General features: G+C 64.8%; 11 protein-coding genes and 1 tRNA gene. 10 read left to right on the forward strand and 2 right to left on the reverse strand.

The genetic code is table 11. The features are described 5' to 3' along the window. Positions 1–4 precede the first annotated feature (4 nt). The 6 genes from HB677_RS01385 to HB677_RS01410 all read left to right on the forward strand — a co-directional run bounded on the left by HB677_RS01385 (position 5) and on the right by HB677_RS01410 (position 11,477). Complete coding sequence (locus HB677_RS01385; protein ID WP_213813855.1) at positions 5–2,938, forward strand: UPF0182 family protein; 2,934 nt, start codon at positions 5–7, stop codon at positions 2,936–2,938. A 21-nt stretch (positions 2,939–2,959) separates the two neighbouring features. Continuing rightward, positions 2,960–3,814: a bifunctional 2-polyprenyl-6-hydroxyphenol methylase/3-demethylubiquinol 3-O-methyltransferase UbiG gene (locus HB677_RS01390; protein WP_213813856.1), complete on the forward strand. Its 855-nt coding sequence runs from the start codon at positions 2,960–2,962 to the stop codon at positions 3,812–3,814. 58 nt (positions 3,815–3,872) lie between these two features. Then, a tRNA-Met gene (locus tag HB677_RS01395) sits at positions 3,873–3,946 on the forward strand. A gap of 87 nt (positions 3,947–4,033) precedes the next feature. Continuing rightward, positions 4,034–5,296, forward strand: a complete 1,263-nt coding sequence (locus HB677_RS01400; RefSeq protein ID WP_213813857.1) for a low temperature requirement protein A — start codon at positions 4,034–4,036, stop codon at positions 5,294–5,296. A gap of 17 nt (positions 5,297–5,313) precedes the next feature. Then, a complete protein-coding gene (locus HB677_RS01405; protein ID WP_213813858.1) occupies positions 5,314–6,366 on the forward strand; it encodes a helix-turn-helix domain-containing protein in 1,053 nt (350 codons plus the stop codon). A 221-nt stretch (positions 6,367–6,587) separates the two neighbouring features. Further along, entirely contained in the window at positions 6,588–11,477 is a 4,890-nt protein-coding gene (locus HB677_RS01410) for a S8 family peptidase (RefSeq protein WP_213813859.1), read from the forward strand. Between the two features lie 58 nt (positions 11,478–11,535). Here the strand turns inward: HB677_RS01410 and HB677_RS01415 are convergent, their stop codons facing one another. Together HB677_RS01415 and HB677_RS01420 are read right to left on the reverse strand one after the other, a co-directional pair. After that, a complete protein-coding gene (locus HB677_RS01415; protein WP_213813860.1) occupies positions 11,536–11,892 on the reverse strand; it encodes an MmcQ/YjbR family DNA-binding protein in 357 nt (118 codons plus the stop codon). A gap of 9 nt (positions 11,893–11,901) precedes the next feature. Beyond that, positions 11,902–13,815 carry a transcription antiterminator gene (locus HB677_RS01420; RefSeq protein ID WP_213813861.1) on the reverse strand — a complete coding sequence of 638 codons (1,914 nt, stop codon included), beginning with the start codon at positions 13,813–13,815 and terminating at the stop codon, positions 11,902–11,904. A 161-nt stretch (positions 13,816–13,976) separates the two neighbouring features. On the opposite strand from HB677_RS01420, the gene HB677_RS01425 reads away from it, so the two are divergent. From HB677_RS01425 to HB677_RS01440, 4 genes are read left to right on the forward strand one after another with little or no spacing between them, the layout of a single operon-like run. Continuing rightward, the gene (locus HB677_RS01425; protein ID WP_213813862.1) at positions 13,977–14,306 is read left to right on the forward strand and encodes a PTS sugar transporter subunit IIB; all 330 of its coding nucleotides are present in this window, start codon (positions 13,977–13,979) and stop codon (positions 14,304–14,306) included. Between the two features lie 16 nt (positions 14,307–14,322). Then, the gene (locus HB677_RS01430; RefSeq protein WP_213813863.1) at positions 14,323–14,586 is read left to right on the forward strand and encodes an HPr family phosphocarrier protein; all 264 of its coding nucleotides are present in this window, start codon (positions 14,323–14,325) and stop codon (positions 14,584–14,586) included. After that, the gene (ptsP, locus tag HB677_RS01435) at positions 14,583–16,286 is read left to right on the forward strand and encodes a phosphoenolpyruvate--protein phosphotransferase (RefSeq protein WP_213813864.1); all 1,704 of its coding nucleotides are present in this window, start codon (positions 14,583–14,585) and stop codon (positions 16,284–16,286) included. The genes HB677_RS01430 and ptsP overlap by 4 nt, the downstream gene beginning before the upstream one ends. 5 nt (positions 16,287–16,291) lie before the next feature. Next, a complete protein-coding gene (locus HB677_RS01440) occupies positions 16,292–17,788 on the forward strand; it encodes a PTS mannitol transporter subunit IICB (RefSeq protein WP_213813865.1) in 1,497 nt (498 codons plus the stop codon). Positions 17,789–17,850 lie beyond the last annotated feature (62 nt).

Raw genomic sequence — 17,850 nt, forward strand, 5'->3', positions numbered from 1 at the left:
CCCCTTGAGTTCGACTGCCCCCCGTCCAGCAAGCCGCACGCGCACGACACTTACGATTACGGCAGTAGTACTTGCTGTGCTCGTCGTACTGTTCTTCATCTTGTCGGGTCTGTACACCGACGTCCTGTGGTTCAAGCAGTTGGGGTACCTCAACGTGCTGACCACCCAGTGGATCGCCGGAACAGTGATGTTCTTCATCGGCTTCCTCGCCATGGCCATTCCGGTCTGGCTGAGCATCGAGATCGCGTTCCGCTGGCGCCCGGTGTACGCAAAGCTCAACGCGCAGCTTGACCGCTACCAGCAGGTCATCGAGCCGCTGCGTCGCCTCGCGACCTACGGCATTCCTTCCCTTCTCGGCATCTTCGCCGGCGTCTCGGCCGCCACCCGCTGGCCGGCCGTTCTGCAGTACCTGAACCGCACCACCTTCGGCCAGAAGGACCCCCAGTTCGGTCTCGACATCTCGTTCTTCTTCTACGACCTGCCGTTCTGGCACGGCGTTGTTGCCTTCGCCTCTGCCGTCGTGCTGTTGTCCGGCCTCGCCGCCGTGGCCACGAGCTACCTCTACGGAGCGCTGCGCTTCAACGGTCGTGAGGTTCGCATCTCACGCACCGCTCGCGTGCAGCTCGCCGTCACCGCTGGCCTGTACATCGCGATCCAGGCCGTGAGCCTCTGGCTCGACCAGTACACGACGCTGACGTCCGCCAGCAGCGGCTTCCTCGCCACCGGCGCCGGCTACACCGAGGTCAACGCGACCATCCCCGGCCGTGCCATCCTCTCCGGCATCGCCGCGCTCGTCGCCATTCTCTTCATCGTCACGGCGGTCATCGGCCGCTGGCGCCTGCCGATCATCGGAACCGCGCTACTGCTCGTGAGCGGACTGCTCATCGGTGCCGTCTACCCGGCCATCGTCCAGCGCTTCCAGGTCGAGCCGAGCGCCCGCACCTACGAGTCCGAGTACATCAAGCGCGGCATCGATGCCACCCGGGACGCCTACGGGGTCGCGGACGTCAAGGAAGTGCCCTATTCGGCGACAACGGATGCCACGGCCGGCGCATTGCGCGCGGACGCGACCACCACCGCCAACATCCGCATCATCGACCCGGCGCTGGTCACCAAGTCGTTCCAGCAGCTCGAGCAGTTCAAGCAGTACTACACGTTCCCCGCGCACCTCGACGTCGACCGCTACACGATCGATGGCAAGACGCAGGACACCGTGCTCGCCGTGCGTGAGCTCAACCAGGAGGGCCTCGGCGCCTCGCAGACCTGGTACAACAACACCGTCGTGTACACGCACGGCTACGGTGTGGTTGCCGCGTACGGAAATCAGCGTGCCGCAGACGGCCAGCCGGTCTTCCTCGAGTCGGGTATCCCCAGCACGGGTGATCTCGGTGACTTCGAACCGCGCGTGTACTTCGGCGAGAACTCTCCCCAGTACTCCATCGTTGGTGCTCCCAAGGGGGGCAAGAAGGTCGAACTCGACTACCCCGCCAGCGGCGACGACGACACGAGCAACAATGCGACCACGACCTTCGCCGGCAACGGTGGCCCCAAACTCGACAACGTCTTCACCCGCCTGATCTACGCGATCAAGTTCCAGTCCGAGCAGATCGTGCTGTCGGATGCCGTCGGTGACAATTCGCAGATCCTGTATGACCGCGACCCCAAGTCGCGCGTTGCCAAGGTCGCGCCGTACCTCACGCTGGACAACGACGCGTACCCCGCGATCGTCGACGGGAAGATCGTGTGGATCGTGGATGGGTACACCACGAGCGCGGACTACCCGTACTCCCGCGTCGAGCAGCTGAGCAACACCATCGCGGACACGTACACGCCCAAGCCCGCGTTCGCCGTCGACAACATCAACTACATCCGCAACTCGGTGAAGGCGACCGTCGACGCCTATGACGGCAGCGTCAAGCTGTACGCGTGGGACGACAAGGACCCGGTACTGAAGACGTGGGAGAAGATCTTCCCCTCGACGGTTCTCCCGCAGAAGGACATGAGCACGCAGCTTCTGAGCCACGTGCGCTACCCGTCGGACCTCTTCAAGGTGCAGCGCGCCATCCTCGGTTCGTACCACGTGACCGATGCCGGTTCGTTCTACTCGAGCGACGACCAGTGGGTAACGCCCGACGACCCGACGTCGTCGGCAGCGGCGACAACGCTTCAGCCCCCGTACTACCTGACCATGCAGGTTCCCGGACAGTCGAAGCCATCGTTCACGTTGTATTCAACGTTCATTCCGAAGGCGACCACAACAACCAGTCGTAACGTCCTCACCGGGTACCTGGCGGTGAACTCCGACTACGGGGACGACTATGGCAAACTCACGCTCCTGACTCTGCCGAGACAGGACACGATTCCCGGCCCTGGACAGGTGCAGAACAGTTTCAATACCGACACGAATGTCGCGACAGAGATCAACATTCTGGCGCGCGGGGAGACGCAGGTCATCAAGGGAAACCTGTTGACCCTGCCCGTGGGCGGCGGGCTGCTCTACGTGCAGCCGGTTTATGTGCAGTCGACGGGTAACACCGCGTATCCGCTGTTGCGGAAGGTGCTGGTGAGCTTCGGTGACAAGATCGCCTTCGAGGACACCCTCGATCAGGCGCTCGACTCACTCTTCGGCGGTGACTCCGGTGCCTCTGCCGGGGACGGCGATGCGGGCAGTACTCCGGGCGGTTCGCCCACCACCGGCACGCCATCCACGGGAACACCGTCGTCGACCTCCACGCCGGCCCCGGGGTCGACGTCAACGCCGAACCCGACCAGCACGGCGCCGGCAACCGGTACCGCACTGCAGCAGGCCCTTGCGCAGGCGAAGAGTGCGCTGGATGATCGGACCGCGGCCTACGCGGCCAACGATCTGGTTGCGGCAGCCGAGGCAGACAAGCGACTGCAGGCGGCACTCGAGGCGGCCATCGCAGCCAGCGAGTAACCATTCGGTAGGAGACACACGGTGAACGACCTGCACGCGGGGGAGTGGCTGGAGCGCAATCGCGCGAATTGGGACGAGCGGGTGCCACTACATGTGGCCAGCGAGTTCTATGACCAGTCACCCCTGCGGGCAGGTCGCGGTCGTCTGTACCCCATCGAGGAAGCCGAGCTCAGCGAGCTCTACCCCGACGGGTTATCCGGCCTCCGCATCCTGCACCTGCAGTGCCACTTCGGCGCAGACACCCTCACCCTCGCCCAGCGCGGCGCCACCGTCGTCGGTCTCGACTTCTCGGCGCCGGCCATCGAGCAGGCACGTGCCCTCGCGGCAGAGGTGGGTCTCGAGTCGCGCGCCAGCTTCGTCCAGGCCAATATCTACGACGCCCGCGAGGCGCTGCCGGAAGCGGGCTCCTTCGACCTCGTCTTCACAACATGGGGCACGATCGGGTGGCTTCCCGACGTCGCGGAATGGGCTCGCATCATCGCCTGGTTCCTGAAACCCGGTGGACAGCTGTACTTCGCCGACGGGCACCCGGCTGCGTTCGTGTTCAGTGACCTCGGCGAGACATCCGGTCTCCCCGTCTTTGCGTACGCGTATGAAGCGGATGGCGCGGCCGACGTCATCGACGAGAACGCCGACTATGCGGCAGACGACGTCGACATGACGAATACGATCACGCACGAGTGGGCGCATCCGCTCAGCGAAACGATCGGTGCGCTGCTGGCAGCGGGACTCCGCTTAGATTTCTTTTCGGAACACTACGAGGTGCCGTGGCGGATGTACCAAACCCTGGAACCCGTGGGAAACGGGCTCTGGCGCTGGCCGGAGACCAAGTGGTTGCCGCTGACGATGAGCCTCGGTGCCACCCGTATCGGGTGACCATCTGGTGACCATTGGTCAGGTGCTCCGCGCCCCTGTGCTATCGTTGATATTACGCCGCGGGGTGGAGCAGTTCGGTAGCTCGCTGGGCTCATAACCCAGAGGTCGCAGGTTCAAATCCTGTCCCCGCAACGCATGTCCCGGTTTCTGCAGTGCTTGTCACTGCGAGACCGGGACTTTTTTCGTTAAGTCGGACCTGCGGCGTGCCACTATGGGCGGATGGTCGACGCCATCCAGCCCGAGCAGCGCTTCTACTTCGGTCATCGTCTCGCCCGGCTCACCGGACGTAATCCGATTCAGGGGCACCGCGCGGCCACGCCGCTCGAGTTGCTGTTCGACCTCACGTTCGTCGTCGCGTTTGGGCAGGCGAGCGACCAGTTCGCCCATGCCGTCGCCGCGGGTCACTTCAAGGCCGCCATCATCGGGTTTGTCTTCGTGATCGTCGCCACGTGCTGGGCGTGGGTGAACTTCTCGTGGTTCTCGTCCGCCTATGACACGGACGACTGGTTCTTCCGCGTCACCACCATGGTGCAGATGATCGGCGTGATCATGTTTGCCCTCGGCATTCCCGCCATGTTCGCCTCGCTGGCGGAGCACCACCCCATCGACAACGGCGTGATGGTCATCGGCTACGTGATCATGCGCATCGCGATGATCGTTCAGTGGCTGCGGGCGGCTCGGGATGACCCGGGGCGGCGTCCCACCGCGATCGCCTATGCTATCAGCATCGGGGTAGCCCAGGTCGGGTGGGTCATTCTCGCGATCCTGCACACGCCTACCGACGTATTCATCGTGGTGTCCATCGTGCTGTTTTTTGTGGAATTCATCGGACCGTGGATGGCGGAACGGAAGTCGACCGGCACTCCGTGGCATCCCGAACATATTGCCGAACGGTATGCGCTGCTCACGATCATCGCGCTGGGGGAGGGCATCTTCGGCACGGTCGCCGCGGTGACGGCCCTGGTCGACCGCCAGGGATGGAGTGTCAACGCGGTGCTCGTCGTGGTGGCGGGCATCGGGCTGACCTTCGGGCTGTGGTGGAGCTACTTTATGATTCCGTCGGGACCCGTGCTGGTGAAGTTTCGGCAGCGCGCGAAGCCGTGGGGATACAGCCACTTCTTTATCTACGGATCCATCGTTGCCACCGGCGCCGGCCCGCACATCGCCGCCTATGTGATCGAGGGGGATGCCGAGATCGGCGTGCTGGGCGCGATCGTTGCCGTGGCGGTTCCGGTACTCATCTTCTCCATCGCACTCTTCGCCCTGTACGCGTATCTGGTACGGGAACTGGACCCCTTCCACATCGTGCTGTTTGCGGCGACTGTGGTGTTTCTGGTGGTGGCCATCGTGCTCGCGGCGCTCGGCGCGCCCATCGGACTGAGCCTGATGATCATCACGCTCTCCCCGGCCATCGTGGTGGTGGGATACGAGGTGCTGGGAGCGCGGCACGAGCCAGCCGTGCTACAGCGGGTACTGGGGTAGTTCAGTAGCCTGTGCTCATGGCCGAAGACAACTCACTGCTTCGCATCATGGGCATCGAGCACCTCAGCGAGCGCATCTTCATGTTTGTGCTCCACCGCGGACGCGCGACCGCCCAGGAGATCTGCGAGCGGTTCGACCTGCCGGAGTCCGAGGTACATGAGCGGCTCGAGTCGCTGCGCGACATGGGGCTGTTGGCCCGCCGATCCGACGGCGAGGGCTTCGCCCCGGTCGACCCGAGGTACTCGTTGCGCGCCATCGCCGACCGGCTGAACGAGAGCGTGCGCCGCCTGCAGGACCAGACGCCGGTGCTCGCCGAGCGGTTCGACCGAGGTCTCGCCTCACAGACCGAGTCCCCGAAGACACAGGTCTTGAACGACCCCGACGCCGTCGCGGGCCTGTACGCGCGGTTGCAGCACCAGGTGGTGCGCGAGTTCATGGCATTTGACCGTCCTCCCTACGTCACGGCGTCCATGGATCCACTGCAGGCGGGGTCCCTCGACCGCGGAGTGTCGTGGCGGGCGATCTACGCGGCGAGCAGTTTCGAAGTCCCCGGAGCATGGGAAGAGGTCGAGGAACTCGCCTCCCAGGGCGAGCAGTCGCGCGTGATCGCGGACCTGCCGCTGAAGCTGGCAATCGCGGACCGTTCCATCGCCCTGCTGTCACTCAGCCACGAGAGTGGCCACATCGAGACGCTGGTCACGGAGTCCCAGCCGCTGGTGAACGCCCTGTGCGACCTGTTCGAGTTCTACTGGGAGCGATCGCTTCGGATGCCCAAGAACCGCTCGTTTGAGGAACCCGTCGTCGCCCCGCCGGAGCCCGGCACGCTCTCGCTGGCCACGCCCACCGCGCAGGAAAAGCTGTGGAACGCGTCATCCGTTCGTCCGCCCACGCACGAAGAGCAGGCACTGCTCACTCTTATCGGCGCGGGTTTAAAAGACGATGTGATCGCCCGTCAGCTCGGGATGTCGCCCCGCACGCTCCGTCGACGGAGCCAGGACCTCATGACCGAATTGGGTGCCGACAACCGGTTCCAGGCCGGTGTCGAAGCGTCCCGCCGCGGGTGGGTGTGACCGTCAAATGTCGCGAATGTAACAGTCGCGTTTCGTGATCTGGCCGATTCCGGCCAGAGGACAAAATCGGCCAGCGGAGGCCGCAGCCTCCCGAACATACTGAACGAACACTGCATCCAGCGGTGTTCGTTTGTTTGTTAAGTGTTGTCCGGAACGCCACCTTCGCGTGGTGGGTGCGGACGCGCTGGCGACGGCGTTCCCAACTCCGGCAAGGAAACCCCGTGACTGAACATCGGCGCCCGCTGGGCACCTCTGCACTGCTCAAACGCCTCGGGGCGAGGTTGGCCTCGACCCTCATCGCTTCCGCTCTGGTTATCGCCGGCGCGCTCGTTCCCGTGTCCGGCGCCGTTGCCGCGACGACCAGCCCGACGTCACCATCGTCGGCACTGACCAACCCGTACGACGATGGCCACTACATCGTGACGCTGCGCGACGCGCCCGTCGCGACCTACGACGGCGGCGTCAAGTCGTACGCGGCAACGCGCGCGACCCCGGGCAAGTCCTTGGTGACCCGATCGAAGAAGGTCAGCTCCTACGCCTCCTACCTGTCGACTGAGCAGAAGGACGTTGCCACCGACGTTGGCGCGAAGATTGTCAGCTCCTACACGCTCGCGACCAACGGCTTCACCGGCACCTTCACGGCCCGTCAGGCGCTCGAGCTGTCCCGGGACAACCGGGTGGTGTCGGTCGTGAAGGATGAGCTCCTGCACGTGACGGCTGCCGAGCCATCCACCGACTTCCTGGGACTGTCCGGGGACGATGGTCTCTGGGCGAGCCTGGGAGGAGTGGATGCCGCGGGCGACGGAATCGTCATCGGTGACATCGACACCGGTATCGCACCGGAGAACCCGTCGTTCGCGGGTGACCCGCTGGGCACCGTCGCCGGGGACGCTCCATACCTCGACGGCAGCGCGACCGTGTACAACAAGTCCGACGGAACCCAGTTCCGCGGCGTGTGCACCACGGGCGAGCAGTTCACCGCCGCCGATTGCAGCACCAAGATCATCGGTACCCGCTACTTCATCGACAACTTCGGCCTCGACTCGATCAAGGGTGCGGCCGACGGAGAGTACGTGTCTCCGCGTGACGGCGCGGGCCACGGTTCGCACACCGCGAGCACCGCCGCCGGCAACGCCGGCGTCAGTGCATCGGTGGGTGGCAAGAAGTTCGGCACCATCTCTGGTGTCGCTCCGGCCGCCAAGCTGGCGATCTACAAGGTCTGCTGGACCGGTATCGACGGCGACGGTTGCTCCACGGGCGACCTTGTTGCCGCCATCGACGCGGCCGTTGCCGACGGCGTCGACATCATCAACTTCTCCATCGGTGGAGGACAGGCGCAGAGCACCGTGTCCGTGACCGACCAGGCATTCCTCAACGCAGCCGCAGCCGGAATCTTCGTCTCGGCATCCGCCGGTAACGACGGCCCCAAGGCGTCGACCGCGGACAACGCTTCTCCGTGGATCACGACTGTCGCGGCATCCACCATTCCGTCCTATGACGCGACGGTAACGGCGGCCGATGGCCAGACGTTCCTCGGTGGTTCCATCACCCTGCCGGAGACCGGAAAGATCAGCGGCAAGCTGGTCGCCGGTCGGCTGACCGGCGTTGCCGGAGCGACCCAGCCGGAGCTCTGCGGAACCGGCACCCTCGACCCGGCGCAGGTCACCGGCGCGATCGTGCTGTGTGAGCGCGGCGTGAACGATCGCGTCGCCAAGTCGGCCGAGGTCAAGCGTGCCGGCGGTATCGGCATGATTCTCGTGAACCCCGCCGACGACTCGATCGACCTGGACGAGCACAGCGTGCCGACCATTCACCTCAACGCGGACTCGTTCGCGAAGATCCGTGAGTACGCGGCCAACCCGGCAGCCCGGGTCACCTTCGAGAATGGCAACACGTCGGACAAGCCCGACGTTGCCACCCCGCAGGTCGCCGGTTTCTCCTCGCGTGGGCCGATCCTGGCCGACGGTGGAGACATGCTCAAGCCCGACATTGCCGCCCCCGGCGTTGCGATTCTCGCCGACGGCCCCAACGCCGCCGGTGCCACCCCGACGTATGAGTTCATGTCGGGTACCTCGATGGCAGCACCCCACATCACCGGTCTTGCCGCGCTCTACCTGAGCAAGGACCCACTGGCGACGCCCGCCGAGATCAAGTCCGCCATGATGACGACCGCGTACAACACGATCACCGCGGGCGGCGACCCCGACGAAGATCCCTTCGCCCAGGGTGCCGGCAACGTTGACCCCACAAAGTTCCTCGCGCCCGGACTGCTCTACCTGAACGACATCGACGACTGGAAGGGCTACGTCGAGTCGCTCGGCCAGATCGAATTCGGTGTTGAGCCGCTCGACGGAACCGAGTTGAACCTCGCCTCCATCAGCATCGGCTCGCTCGCCGGAACCGAGACCGTCACCCGCACGGTGACCTCCACGCAGGCGGGCACCTTCACGGCCCAGCCGGTCACCATGGCCGGAGTCGACGTAACCGTCAGCCCCGCGACCATGACCTTCGGCGCCGCGGGCGAGACGAAGAGCTACACCGTCAGGTTCGACCGCACCGACGCTGCCATCGACGAGTTCACGACCGGTTACCTGCGCTGGACCAGTGGCGACGTCGTCGTCACGAGCCCGCTCGCGGTGCGACCAGAAATGCTGTCAGTGCCGGCGGATGTCACGGGCACGGGCAACACGGGAAGCGCAACGATCCCCGTGCTCGCCGGTGAAACCACGGACGTCGACATCTCCTCGGTCGGACTGGCCAAGGGCGAGGTTCTTCGCGGCGTCGCCCACGCGGACGGCTCTACCCAGAGCTATGTCGTGGATGTTCCCGAGGGAACGACTCTCACGCGGATCGACCTCAACACCGACGACGAAACCGCAGACCTCGACATGCACGTCTACGAGATCTGGCCGTACGGCGGCACGTTCCTCTCCAATGCTGCGGAATCGGGCGCGGCCGACGAGCGTGTCGACATGTCCAACCCGGACGTGGCGAAGTACATCATCGACGTCACCGCGGTGTCGGGCACGGGCGATCTGGGCTTCAGCCTGAGCACCTATAACCTGGGAGCCAGCGGCGCGGGAGACTTCGCCGTTGATCCGTCCACGCTGAGCATGACGCTGGGCGACGACGCATCGGTATCCGCGAGCTGGAAGGGCCTCGACGCAGGAAGCAGTTACCTCGGCAAGGTGAGTTTCGGCGACTCCGGTCAGTCGACCTACGTCACCGTGGCGACCACACCGCTCACCCAGCCGGCAACAAACACGGGTGACTTCGTCGTCACGACCGATCCCGGATTCGTCCGTGCCGGTCATGGAGTCTCACTCCTCGCCCGGGGACTCGTTCCCGGTGAGGCCTACTCGATGTATCTCGACAAGAGCACCACGTCGTCGATCACCGGGTTCGCCTCCACATCGGGAAAGGTGGCACGCTACGCCTCGCTCGCCCCGGAGACCACCGAGGGACCGCACACGATCACAATCACGACGGCGGGAAAATCGACGTCCGTGACGGTCATCGTCGCCCCCATCACCATCGGCTACGTCTTCCCGTTGATCGATGCAGCGTATGACGGAACTCCTACCGTCATCGTGGATACCATCTACGCGGGCAAGGGCTCGCTGCGCGTGTTGCTGAAGTCCTCTACGGGCAAGAAGTACATCGACACGACAGAGGCCGTCGACGGCGGAACCATCTTTGACGCGATGGAGTACCTCTCGAAGCGGACCGCCCTTGATGACGGCACTTACTCCCTGCGGGTATGGGTCGTGGACGAAGACGGTGTGCAGAGCCAGTTGCACGAGACCAGCTTCGATGTCGGCGCCACCACGCCCAGCTCGACGGTGCTCGAACAGAGCGTTGACGATCCCAACTTTGTCGACATGACGTTCACCAACAACACCCAGTACGCCTTGTACCCGACGATCGAGTACAAGACGTGCGCCGGACCAGTCGTGTTCGCCAACATCGGCGTGAGCCCCGACGTGTCCTTCCCTGCGACGTACGACATGCATGGAATCACCCGCGCCACCATGACCCTCGACGGCAAGGTTGTCGCGGACTACGAGAACGCCAGCGAAGGACGGTGTGCCCCTGTCGCCCCCAAGATCTCGCAGCCGTTCTGGATCACGCTGAGCGATGCGGGTGACACCGGAACTCCGGGCAGCCCGATCACGGCCGTGGTCAGCAACCGCTACGCCTCGTACAGCTACGGCTACACGTTGCGTGCGGGTACCGGCACCGAGGTTCTCAAGGATCAGTTCTCGACCGAGGGCATTCCCGTCACCTACGTGACCAAGGAGGGCCCGGTCGTTGACCGCACCTTTGCGTTCAAGGAAAAGCAGGATTACTGGATGGCAGCGATCTTCGAGGACTTCAAGCCGGGCAAGCAGGCGTCGAAGATTTATCGTTCGTTCGCACTGCCGACCACCGTCGCCGATCTGGCTCCGGTGAATGCACCTCCGACCGAGGAGCCGACCGCTCCGCCGACGACACCGCCAACAAATGACCCGACGACGCCGCCCACGGATGACCCGACGACACCGCCGACGACACCGCCCACGGGACTTCCCGCGAAGGCGTTCCATGTCACGACGACGGCCGGACTGCACGTGCAGGGTTCGACGATCACCGTGACGGGAACGGGACTGGCGCCGAAGGAACACTTCTACGTTCGTCTGCAGGGCACGACCGTGTACACGGGAGTGGCGAACTCGAAGGGCGTCGCCACGGCACGTGTTGCCATTGGCAGCACGATCATCGAGGGGAAGAAGGCGCTGCTGCTGGTGGGGTCGACCTCGAAGCGCACCGGGGCAACCACGACGTATGTTGTGGCCAAGTCCAAGGCCGTTCAGGTGGGGGTATCACGGTCGTCCGTGGCATCCGGCAGCACCTTCACGGTCGCGGTAAAGAACCTCGCACCGGGGGAGCCCCTGGTGGTTCTGGTCGGCGGCAAGCGGGTGTCGATCGCCAGTGCCCACGCATCGGGATCGGGCAGCTACTCGGTCAAGGTGAAGGCGCCGTCATCGCGCGGCACGCTGAGCGTGGTGGTGCGGGGCATGGCTCCCGCGCGCACCGGGCACGCGGTCATCACCGTGGTGCGCCACCGCTAGAACGAGTCTGAGTGTCGACGGGCGTCCCACCGCAATCTGGCGGGGCGCCCGTCGTCGTTTAACTGTCGGAGGCGCGTGCCCGGGGCGGGCGCGGGCGCACGAGGCGGTAGCTCTCGGTCACGAGTTCGGTGACGAGGGAGTCCGGAACCTCGGCGGTCAGCCGCACGGTCAGCCAGTGCTTCTTGTTCATGTGGTACCCGGGGGTGATCGAGTCGTACTGCTCGCAGAGCGAGGCGCCGTCTTCGGGCACACACTTGAGGGTCACCAGGGGGTTCGGGTCGCCGGGAGTCGACATGATCGCGAACACCTTGTTGTTCGCCGTGGTCTTGTAGACGGGGGTATCCGGCCCAAAGGGGAAGGTCTCGGACGTGGCGGGCAGCGCCAGGCACACATCACGCAGGTCGTCGGGATCCATGGGGAAACGCTACCGGTCGAAGAGGTGCACCAGTTCTTCGATGAACGCGGAAAAGTCGGTCGAGCGCTTGATCAACTCGAGCACCTCCGACCGCTCGGCAAACACCTCGACAAATTGGTCGAAGACGACCTGGAAGGATGCCCGTCCGCTCGAGCTGAACGCGATCAGGGCGATCACGTTCACGCGGTTATCGCCCCACGGCATCGGAGTCTCGTTCACCGCGATGGCGATGGACGTGCGGCTGGCACTCATCGCCATGGCGTGCGGCACCGCGATGGAATCGGTGAACGCGGTGGATGAGAGCAGCTCGCGCTCGATCGCCCCCGTCACGTACGACTCGTCGATGATGCCGCGCTCGACCATGAGGTCACCGAGGATCCGGATCATGCCGACCTCCGTGTCGGCGTGCACGTTCCGCAGGAACAGTGCCTCGTCGAAGTACAGCAACAGGTCGTCTTTGATGCGCAGACGTCGGCGGTGCCGGCGCAGCTTGCTGATCGCCCGACGGATGTTGTCGATGTCGCCCTCGGTGAGGAAGGGCTGAATGGTCACTACATTGTCGCCCGCGCCCTTCGCCGCGATGGTGGTGAGCACGAGATCTGTGGAGAACTCGTCCCAGTCGACATCGGTGCGGGTGACGACGATCTCCACCGACAGTTCGTCGCCCAGTGCCTTCTCGATGCGCTCCCGCAAAATCAGGTGCATGTCGTAGTAGCCCGGCGAGACGATCGCGCAGGTGATGCGCTCCTCCCGGCGGGACTGCCGCTCGAGGTGCGAGCCCAGATGCATGGCGATGTACGAAATCTCGTCGTCGTTGATGGCGATCGACTTCTCGCGCTGGATCTGACTGGCGATGAAGACGGCAACGTCGTAGATCATCGGATACGACGTCTTGATCGACTTCACGAGCGGGTTGCGCGAGTAGGAGTTGTCCTGCGCCCGCGCGATGAGGTTGCCAACGTGCAGGGCGAGCCGCACCATGAAGGTCTCGTCGTCGAGATCGAGCAGGTACTCGTCGCCGACCTGCGCGACGATGCGCCGCACGGTGCCCAGGTGCTCCGGCTCAGAGGAGTCGGCGGCGGGCTCGGGAGTATCCTGCCGCGGCGTGATCACGCGGGTGGTCAGCAGCTTGGCCAGGTAGTCGAGGTCGGTGCGGTCGAGCTCGACACGAAAGTGGCGGTGAATGAGCCCGGCGAGGGCCAACCCGATGGGGGAGTCGGGCGCCGGCGCAGTGTCATCCATTCCATCCGAACGGGTGTGGCGGATGACCCGGTCGACGGCAATCGCGACGTGCAACAGCACACTGTTGATTCCGTACTCATTGACGAAATACCCCTGCGAGTCGAGCATCGCGATGAGGTCGGTCTTGAACGAGCTGAGGTCGTCGGAGGCGAACTCGCGCTGCACGGTCTCCAGCTCGAGGAAGCCCTGCGCGCTTTCGCTGCGGAACAGCTTACTCAGCACCTTGCGGTACTCGGCCTCCGAGCCGCTGAGGGTCACCACGCTGCCGCGTCGCGTCAGGCTGAGGCCTGCCTCTTCGCCGAGTGCCTTGACCTTGCGCAGATCGGACTCGATAGTCGACTCGCTCACGTACAGGCCCTCGGCCAGGTCGTGGATGTCCAGCCCGGTCGGCGCCTCGGTGAGCCGCCGCACGAGGTGATGCACCCGGTCGCGGGGAGTGTGCAGCTCGCCGTTGCTGTCGCGGGATCCGGAGGCGAACTTCGCATAGGCCTCGCGGTTGAGGCGGTAGCCGTTGGTCGATGACGAAATGATGGGAAGCGGATGCGCCGCCGCTTTTGCCGCGGTGACGTAGCTGCGCACACTGCGGGTCGTCACGCCCAGCTGTTCGGACAACTCCGCAGCGGTAACGCGTCCGTCGGTCTGCGACAGGTAGTCCAGCAGGCGCTCATACTTATCGCTCATCTACAGCAACTTAACCACGTTCCCGCCGGGGTCCATGCCTCCGCATGATCTTTTCCGCCCACGCGGAAAGATAACTGTTGGATTTCAGGTGCCTGTCAGGTTCAGGATTGAGTAAAAGCACGTCGATTCGCTGTAATGCAGGGAACGCAAGGAGGCGATCCATGACTACCATTCTGATTATTTGTGGTGCCGGCGCTTCGAGTACCTTCCTGGCCAGCCGCATGCGCGCCCTTGCCACATCCCGCGGAATCCCCCTCACGATTCAGGCCGCGTCCGATGACGAACTCGACGCACGGCTCCCCTCCACCGACGTCCTTCTTGTCGGGGCCCACCTCGCCGGCGACTTCGATTCGATCGTTGAGCGCGCCGCCTCGTCCGGCGTCCCCGCCTACCTGCTCCCCGATACCGTCTTCGGCCCCGGTGGCGCCGAAGCTGCCTTTGCCCTCGCAACCGGACCTGCCCCGATCGGGCATTCCGCCTCCAACAACTGAACGAAGGAAACCCCTCATGGCTGATCGCACCGTCACAATCGCTTCCGCAAATGGGCTGCACGCACGCCCCGCCTCACTGTTTGTTCAGGCTGTCTCAGGATCGGGCCTCGCTGTCGAGCTCACCAAGGGCGAAAAGACCATGAACGCGGCGAGCATCCTCGGCCTCATCGCCCTCGGCCTCAAGCACGGCGACGAAGTCACCCTCCACGCCGACGGTGACAACGCCGACGCCGTCCTCGATGATCTCGCGGCCTTCCTCAGCCAGGACCACGACGCATGAGTGACACCGTGACCCACGACCTCCAGGGCGTCGGAATCGGCCGCGGCCTCGCCGTTGGGCCCGTCCTGCGTATGCCCGAGCCGCTGCCGGAACCGACCGACACCCCCAGCACGATCGGTGCCGACGCCGAGAAAGTCCGCACCGCGGGGGCGCTCGCCGCCACCGCTGCCGACATTCGCCTGCGCGGACAGCGCGCCGGGGGTGCGGCCAAGGACGTACTCGAAGCGCAGGCCTTCATGGCGGAAGACCCGACCCTCAAGGACGACGTCGACGCCCGCATCGACACCGGCAAGACCGGCGAGCGCGCCGTCTACGAGGCATTCGCCGCCTTCCGTGACCTGCTCACCAGCATGGGCGGCTACATGGGAGAGCGCGCGACCGACCTCAACGATGTTTCCCAGCGCGTTGTCGCTCACCTTCAGGGCGTTGCAGCACCCGGCGTGCCCGACCCCGACTACAAGTTCATCCTCGTCGCCCGCGACCTGGCCCCGGCAGACACGGCGCTGCTCGACCTCGACAAGGTGCTCGCCCTCATCACGAGTGACGGCGGACCCACATCGCACACGGCGATCCTCGCCCGCGAGAAGTCGATCGTCGCCGTCGTTGGCGCGGCAGGTGCACTTGATCTCGATGACGATCACGTCGTCATTGTCGACGCCTCCACGGGAATCGTCACGGTTGCTCCGGATGCCTCGGCTCAGGCTTCCGCTTCGGACACCATCGCGGCTCGCGCTGCGGCGGCCGACGCTCCCGTTGGTCCCGGTGCGCTCGCCGACGGAACCCCGGTTCCCCTGCTTGCGAACCTCGGTTCGGTGGACGGCGCCCTCCCGGCGATCGAGAAGGGTGCCGAGGGCGTTGGCCTGTTCCGCACCGAGTTCCTCTTCCTCGATGCCGAGAAGGCCCCGACGGTCGATGAGCAGCAGGAGAAGTACACCCAGCTGCTCACCGCGTTCGCCGGCAAGAAGGTCGTCGTCCGCGCGCTCGACGCCGGCGCAGACAAGCCGCTGAGCTTCCTCAACGACGAGAAGGAAGAGAATCCCGCCCTCGGGCTTCGCGGACTTCGCGCCCTGCGTGCAAACGAGCCGATCCTCCGGGACCAGCTCACGGCCCTCGCCAACGCGGACGCCGCAACCGACGCCGACCTCTGGGTCATGGCGCCGATGGTCTCGACCGTCGAGGAGACGCGTTACTTCACGAAGCTCGCGCGGGAACTCGGGATCAAGACCGCCGGCGTGATGATCGAGGTTCCGGCCGCCGCCCTGCTGGCCGATCGCATCCTCCCGGACGCGGACTTTGCCAGCATCGGCACCAATGACCTGACGCAGTACACGCTCGCCGCCGACCGTCTGCTCGGTTCCGTCGCGTCCTTCCAGGACCCGTGGCACCCGGCGGTTCTCAAGCTCGTCGGTGAGGTCGGTCGCGCCGGAACGGCACAGGGCAAGCCCGTGGGAATCTGCGGTGAAGCCGCTGCCGACCCGCTGCTCGCCGTGGTGCTCGTCGGGCTTGGCGCCACCTCACTCTCCATGTCGCCCGCCGCCCTCGCGGATGTGCGCACGGAACTGGCCAGGTTCACCCTCGACCAGGCCAAAGAATTCGCCGAAATCGCACTGTCGGCTAATAGCGCAGTGGAGGCCCGTGTTGCGGTCCTCGCTGCGGCAACTCCTGTCACCACCTCTCTAACATCCACAGAATCGGAGTAAGACCCATGACAACGACGTCTCCCTCGGCGGCCAGCCGAGCCAAGCTGCGTGTGCAGCGGTTTGGCACATTCCTCAGCAACATGATTTTGCCGAATATCGCGGCATTCATCGCCTGGGGCCTCATCACCGCGCTGTTCATCCCGGACGGTTACTTCCCGAATGCAGACCTGGCCGGGTTCGTCTCGCCGATCCTGTACTTCCTGCTCCCGCTGCTGATCGCCAACACCGGTGGACGCATGATCTATGACGTGCGTGGTGGCGTTGTCGCCTCGATCGCCACCATGGGAATCATCATGGGCACGATCGGTACCCCGCTCATGAGCGAGGCCGGCGTCTCCAGCCCCCAGTTCCTGGGCGCGATGATCACCGGTCCGCTCGCGGCCTACCTCTTCAAGCAGATCGAGCGCCTCTGGTACGGCAAGATCCGCGCTGGCTTCGAGATGCTGGTCAACAACTTCTCCGCCGGCATCATCGGTGGTCTGTTCGCCATCGGTGCCTTCTACCTGCTGACCCCCGTCATCAAGGGAATCACCTTTGTCCTGGGCGCGGGCGTCGAGGGGCTCGTCAACGCGCACCTGCTGCCGCTGGCCAGCATCATCATCGAGCCGGCCAAGGTTCTGTTCCTCAACAACGCCATCAACCACGGAATCCTGACCCCGCTGGCAACCGACCAGGCGTCGGAAACCGGCAAGTCGATCCTCTTCCTGCTTGAGGCGAACCCCGGCCCCGGCCTCGGACTGCTGCTGGCGTTCACGTTCTTCGGTGTCGGCGCTGCGCGCAGCACGGCCCCCGGCGCGATCATCATCCAGTTCTTCGGTGGCATCCACGAGATCTACTTCCCGTACGTACTCAGCCGCCCGATGCTGTTCCTGGCCGTCATCGCCGGTGGTGCAAGTGGTGTCGCGACCAACGTCGCGTTCGGCACGGGTCTTCGGGCTCCCGCATCTCCCGGATCGATCATCGCCATCATCGCCCAGACCGCTAACGGCGACTGGTTCGGCGTGATCCTCTCGGTCGTCATCTCCGCCGCCGTTACCCTCTTCGTCGGTGCGATCATCCTTCGCACGGGCAAGCGCGGCACAGGAGACCTCGACGACGCCATTGCCAAGACCGAGGCGAACAAGGGCAAGAAGTCCGACGTTCTCTCGTCGCTGGGCAACGAAGCCGCTGCGGGAACCGCTCCGGTTGCGGGCAACACCACGACCGCCACGCGCGTGCAGAGCATCGTCTTTGCCTGCGACGCCGGTATGGGTTCCAGCGCCATGGGCGCCACGGTTATGCGCAACAAGATCAAGAAGGCCGGAATCGAAGGTGTCACCGTGGTCAACGAGGCGATCTCGAACCTCACGGGCAACGCCGACCTGGTCATCACGCAGCGTGAGCTCACGCCGCGTGCGCAGCAGAAGTCGCCGAACTCGCAGCACGTCTCGGTCGACAACTTCATGAACAGCCCGCGCTACGACGAGGTCGTAGAGCAGCTCAAGGCGCAGGAGTCCAAGTAACACCTGCTCCACCCGCATCACCCGTACCACCGGAAATAGCCAGAAGGAATTGAGGACAATCG

The organism is Glaciihabitans sp. dw_435 (genome assembly GCF_018449675.1).
In the GTDB taxonomy this organism is placed as follows: Bacteria; Actinomycetota; Actinomycetes; order Actinomycetales; family Microbacteriaceae; genus Glaciihabitans.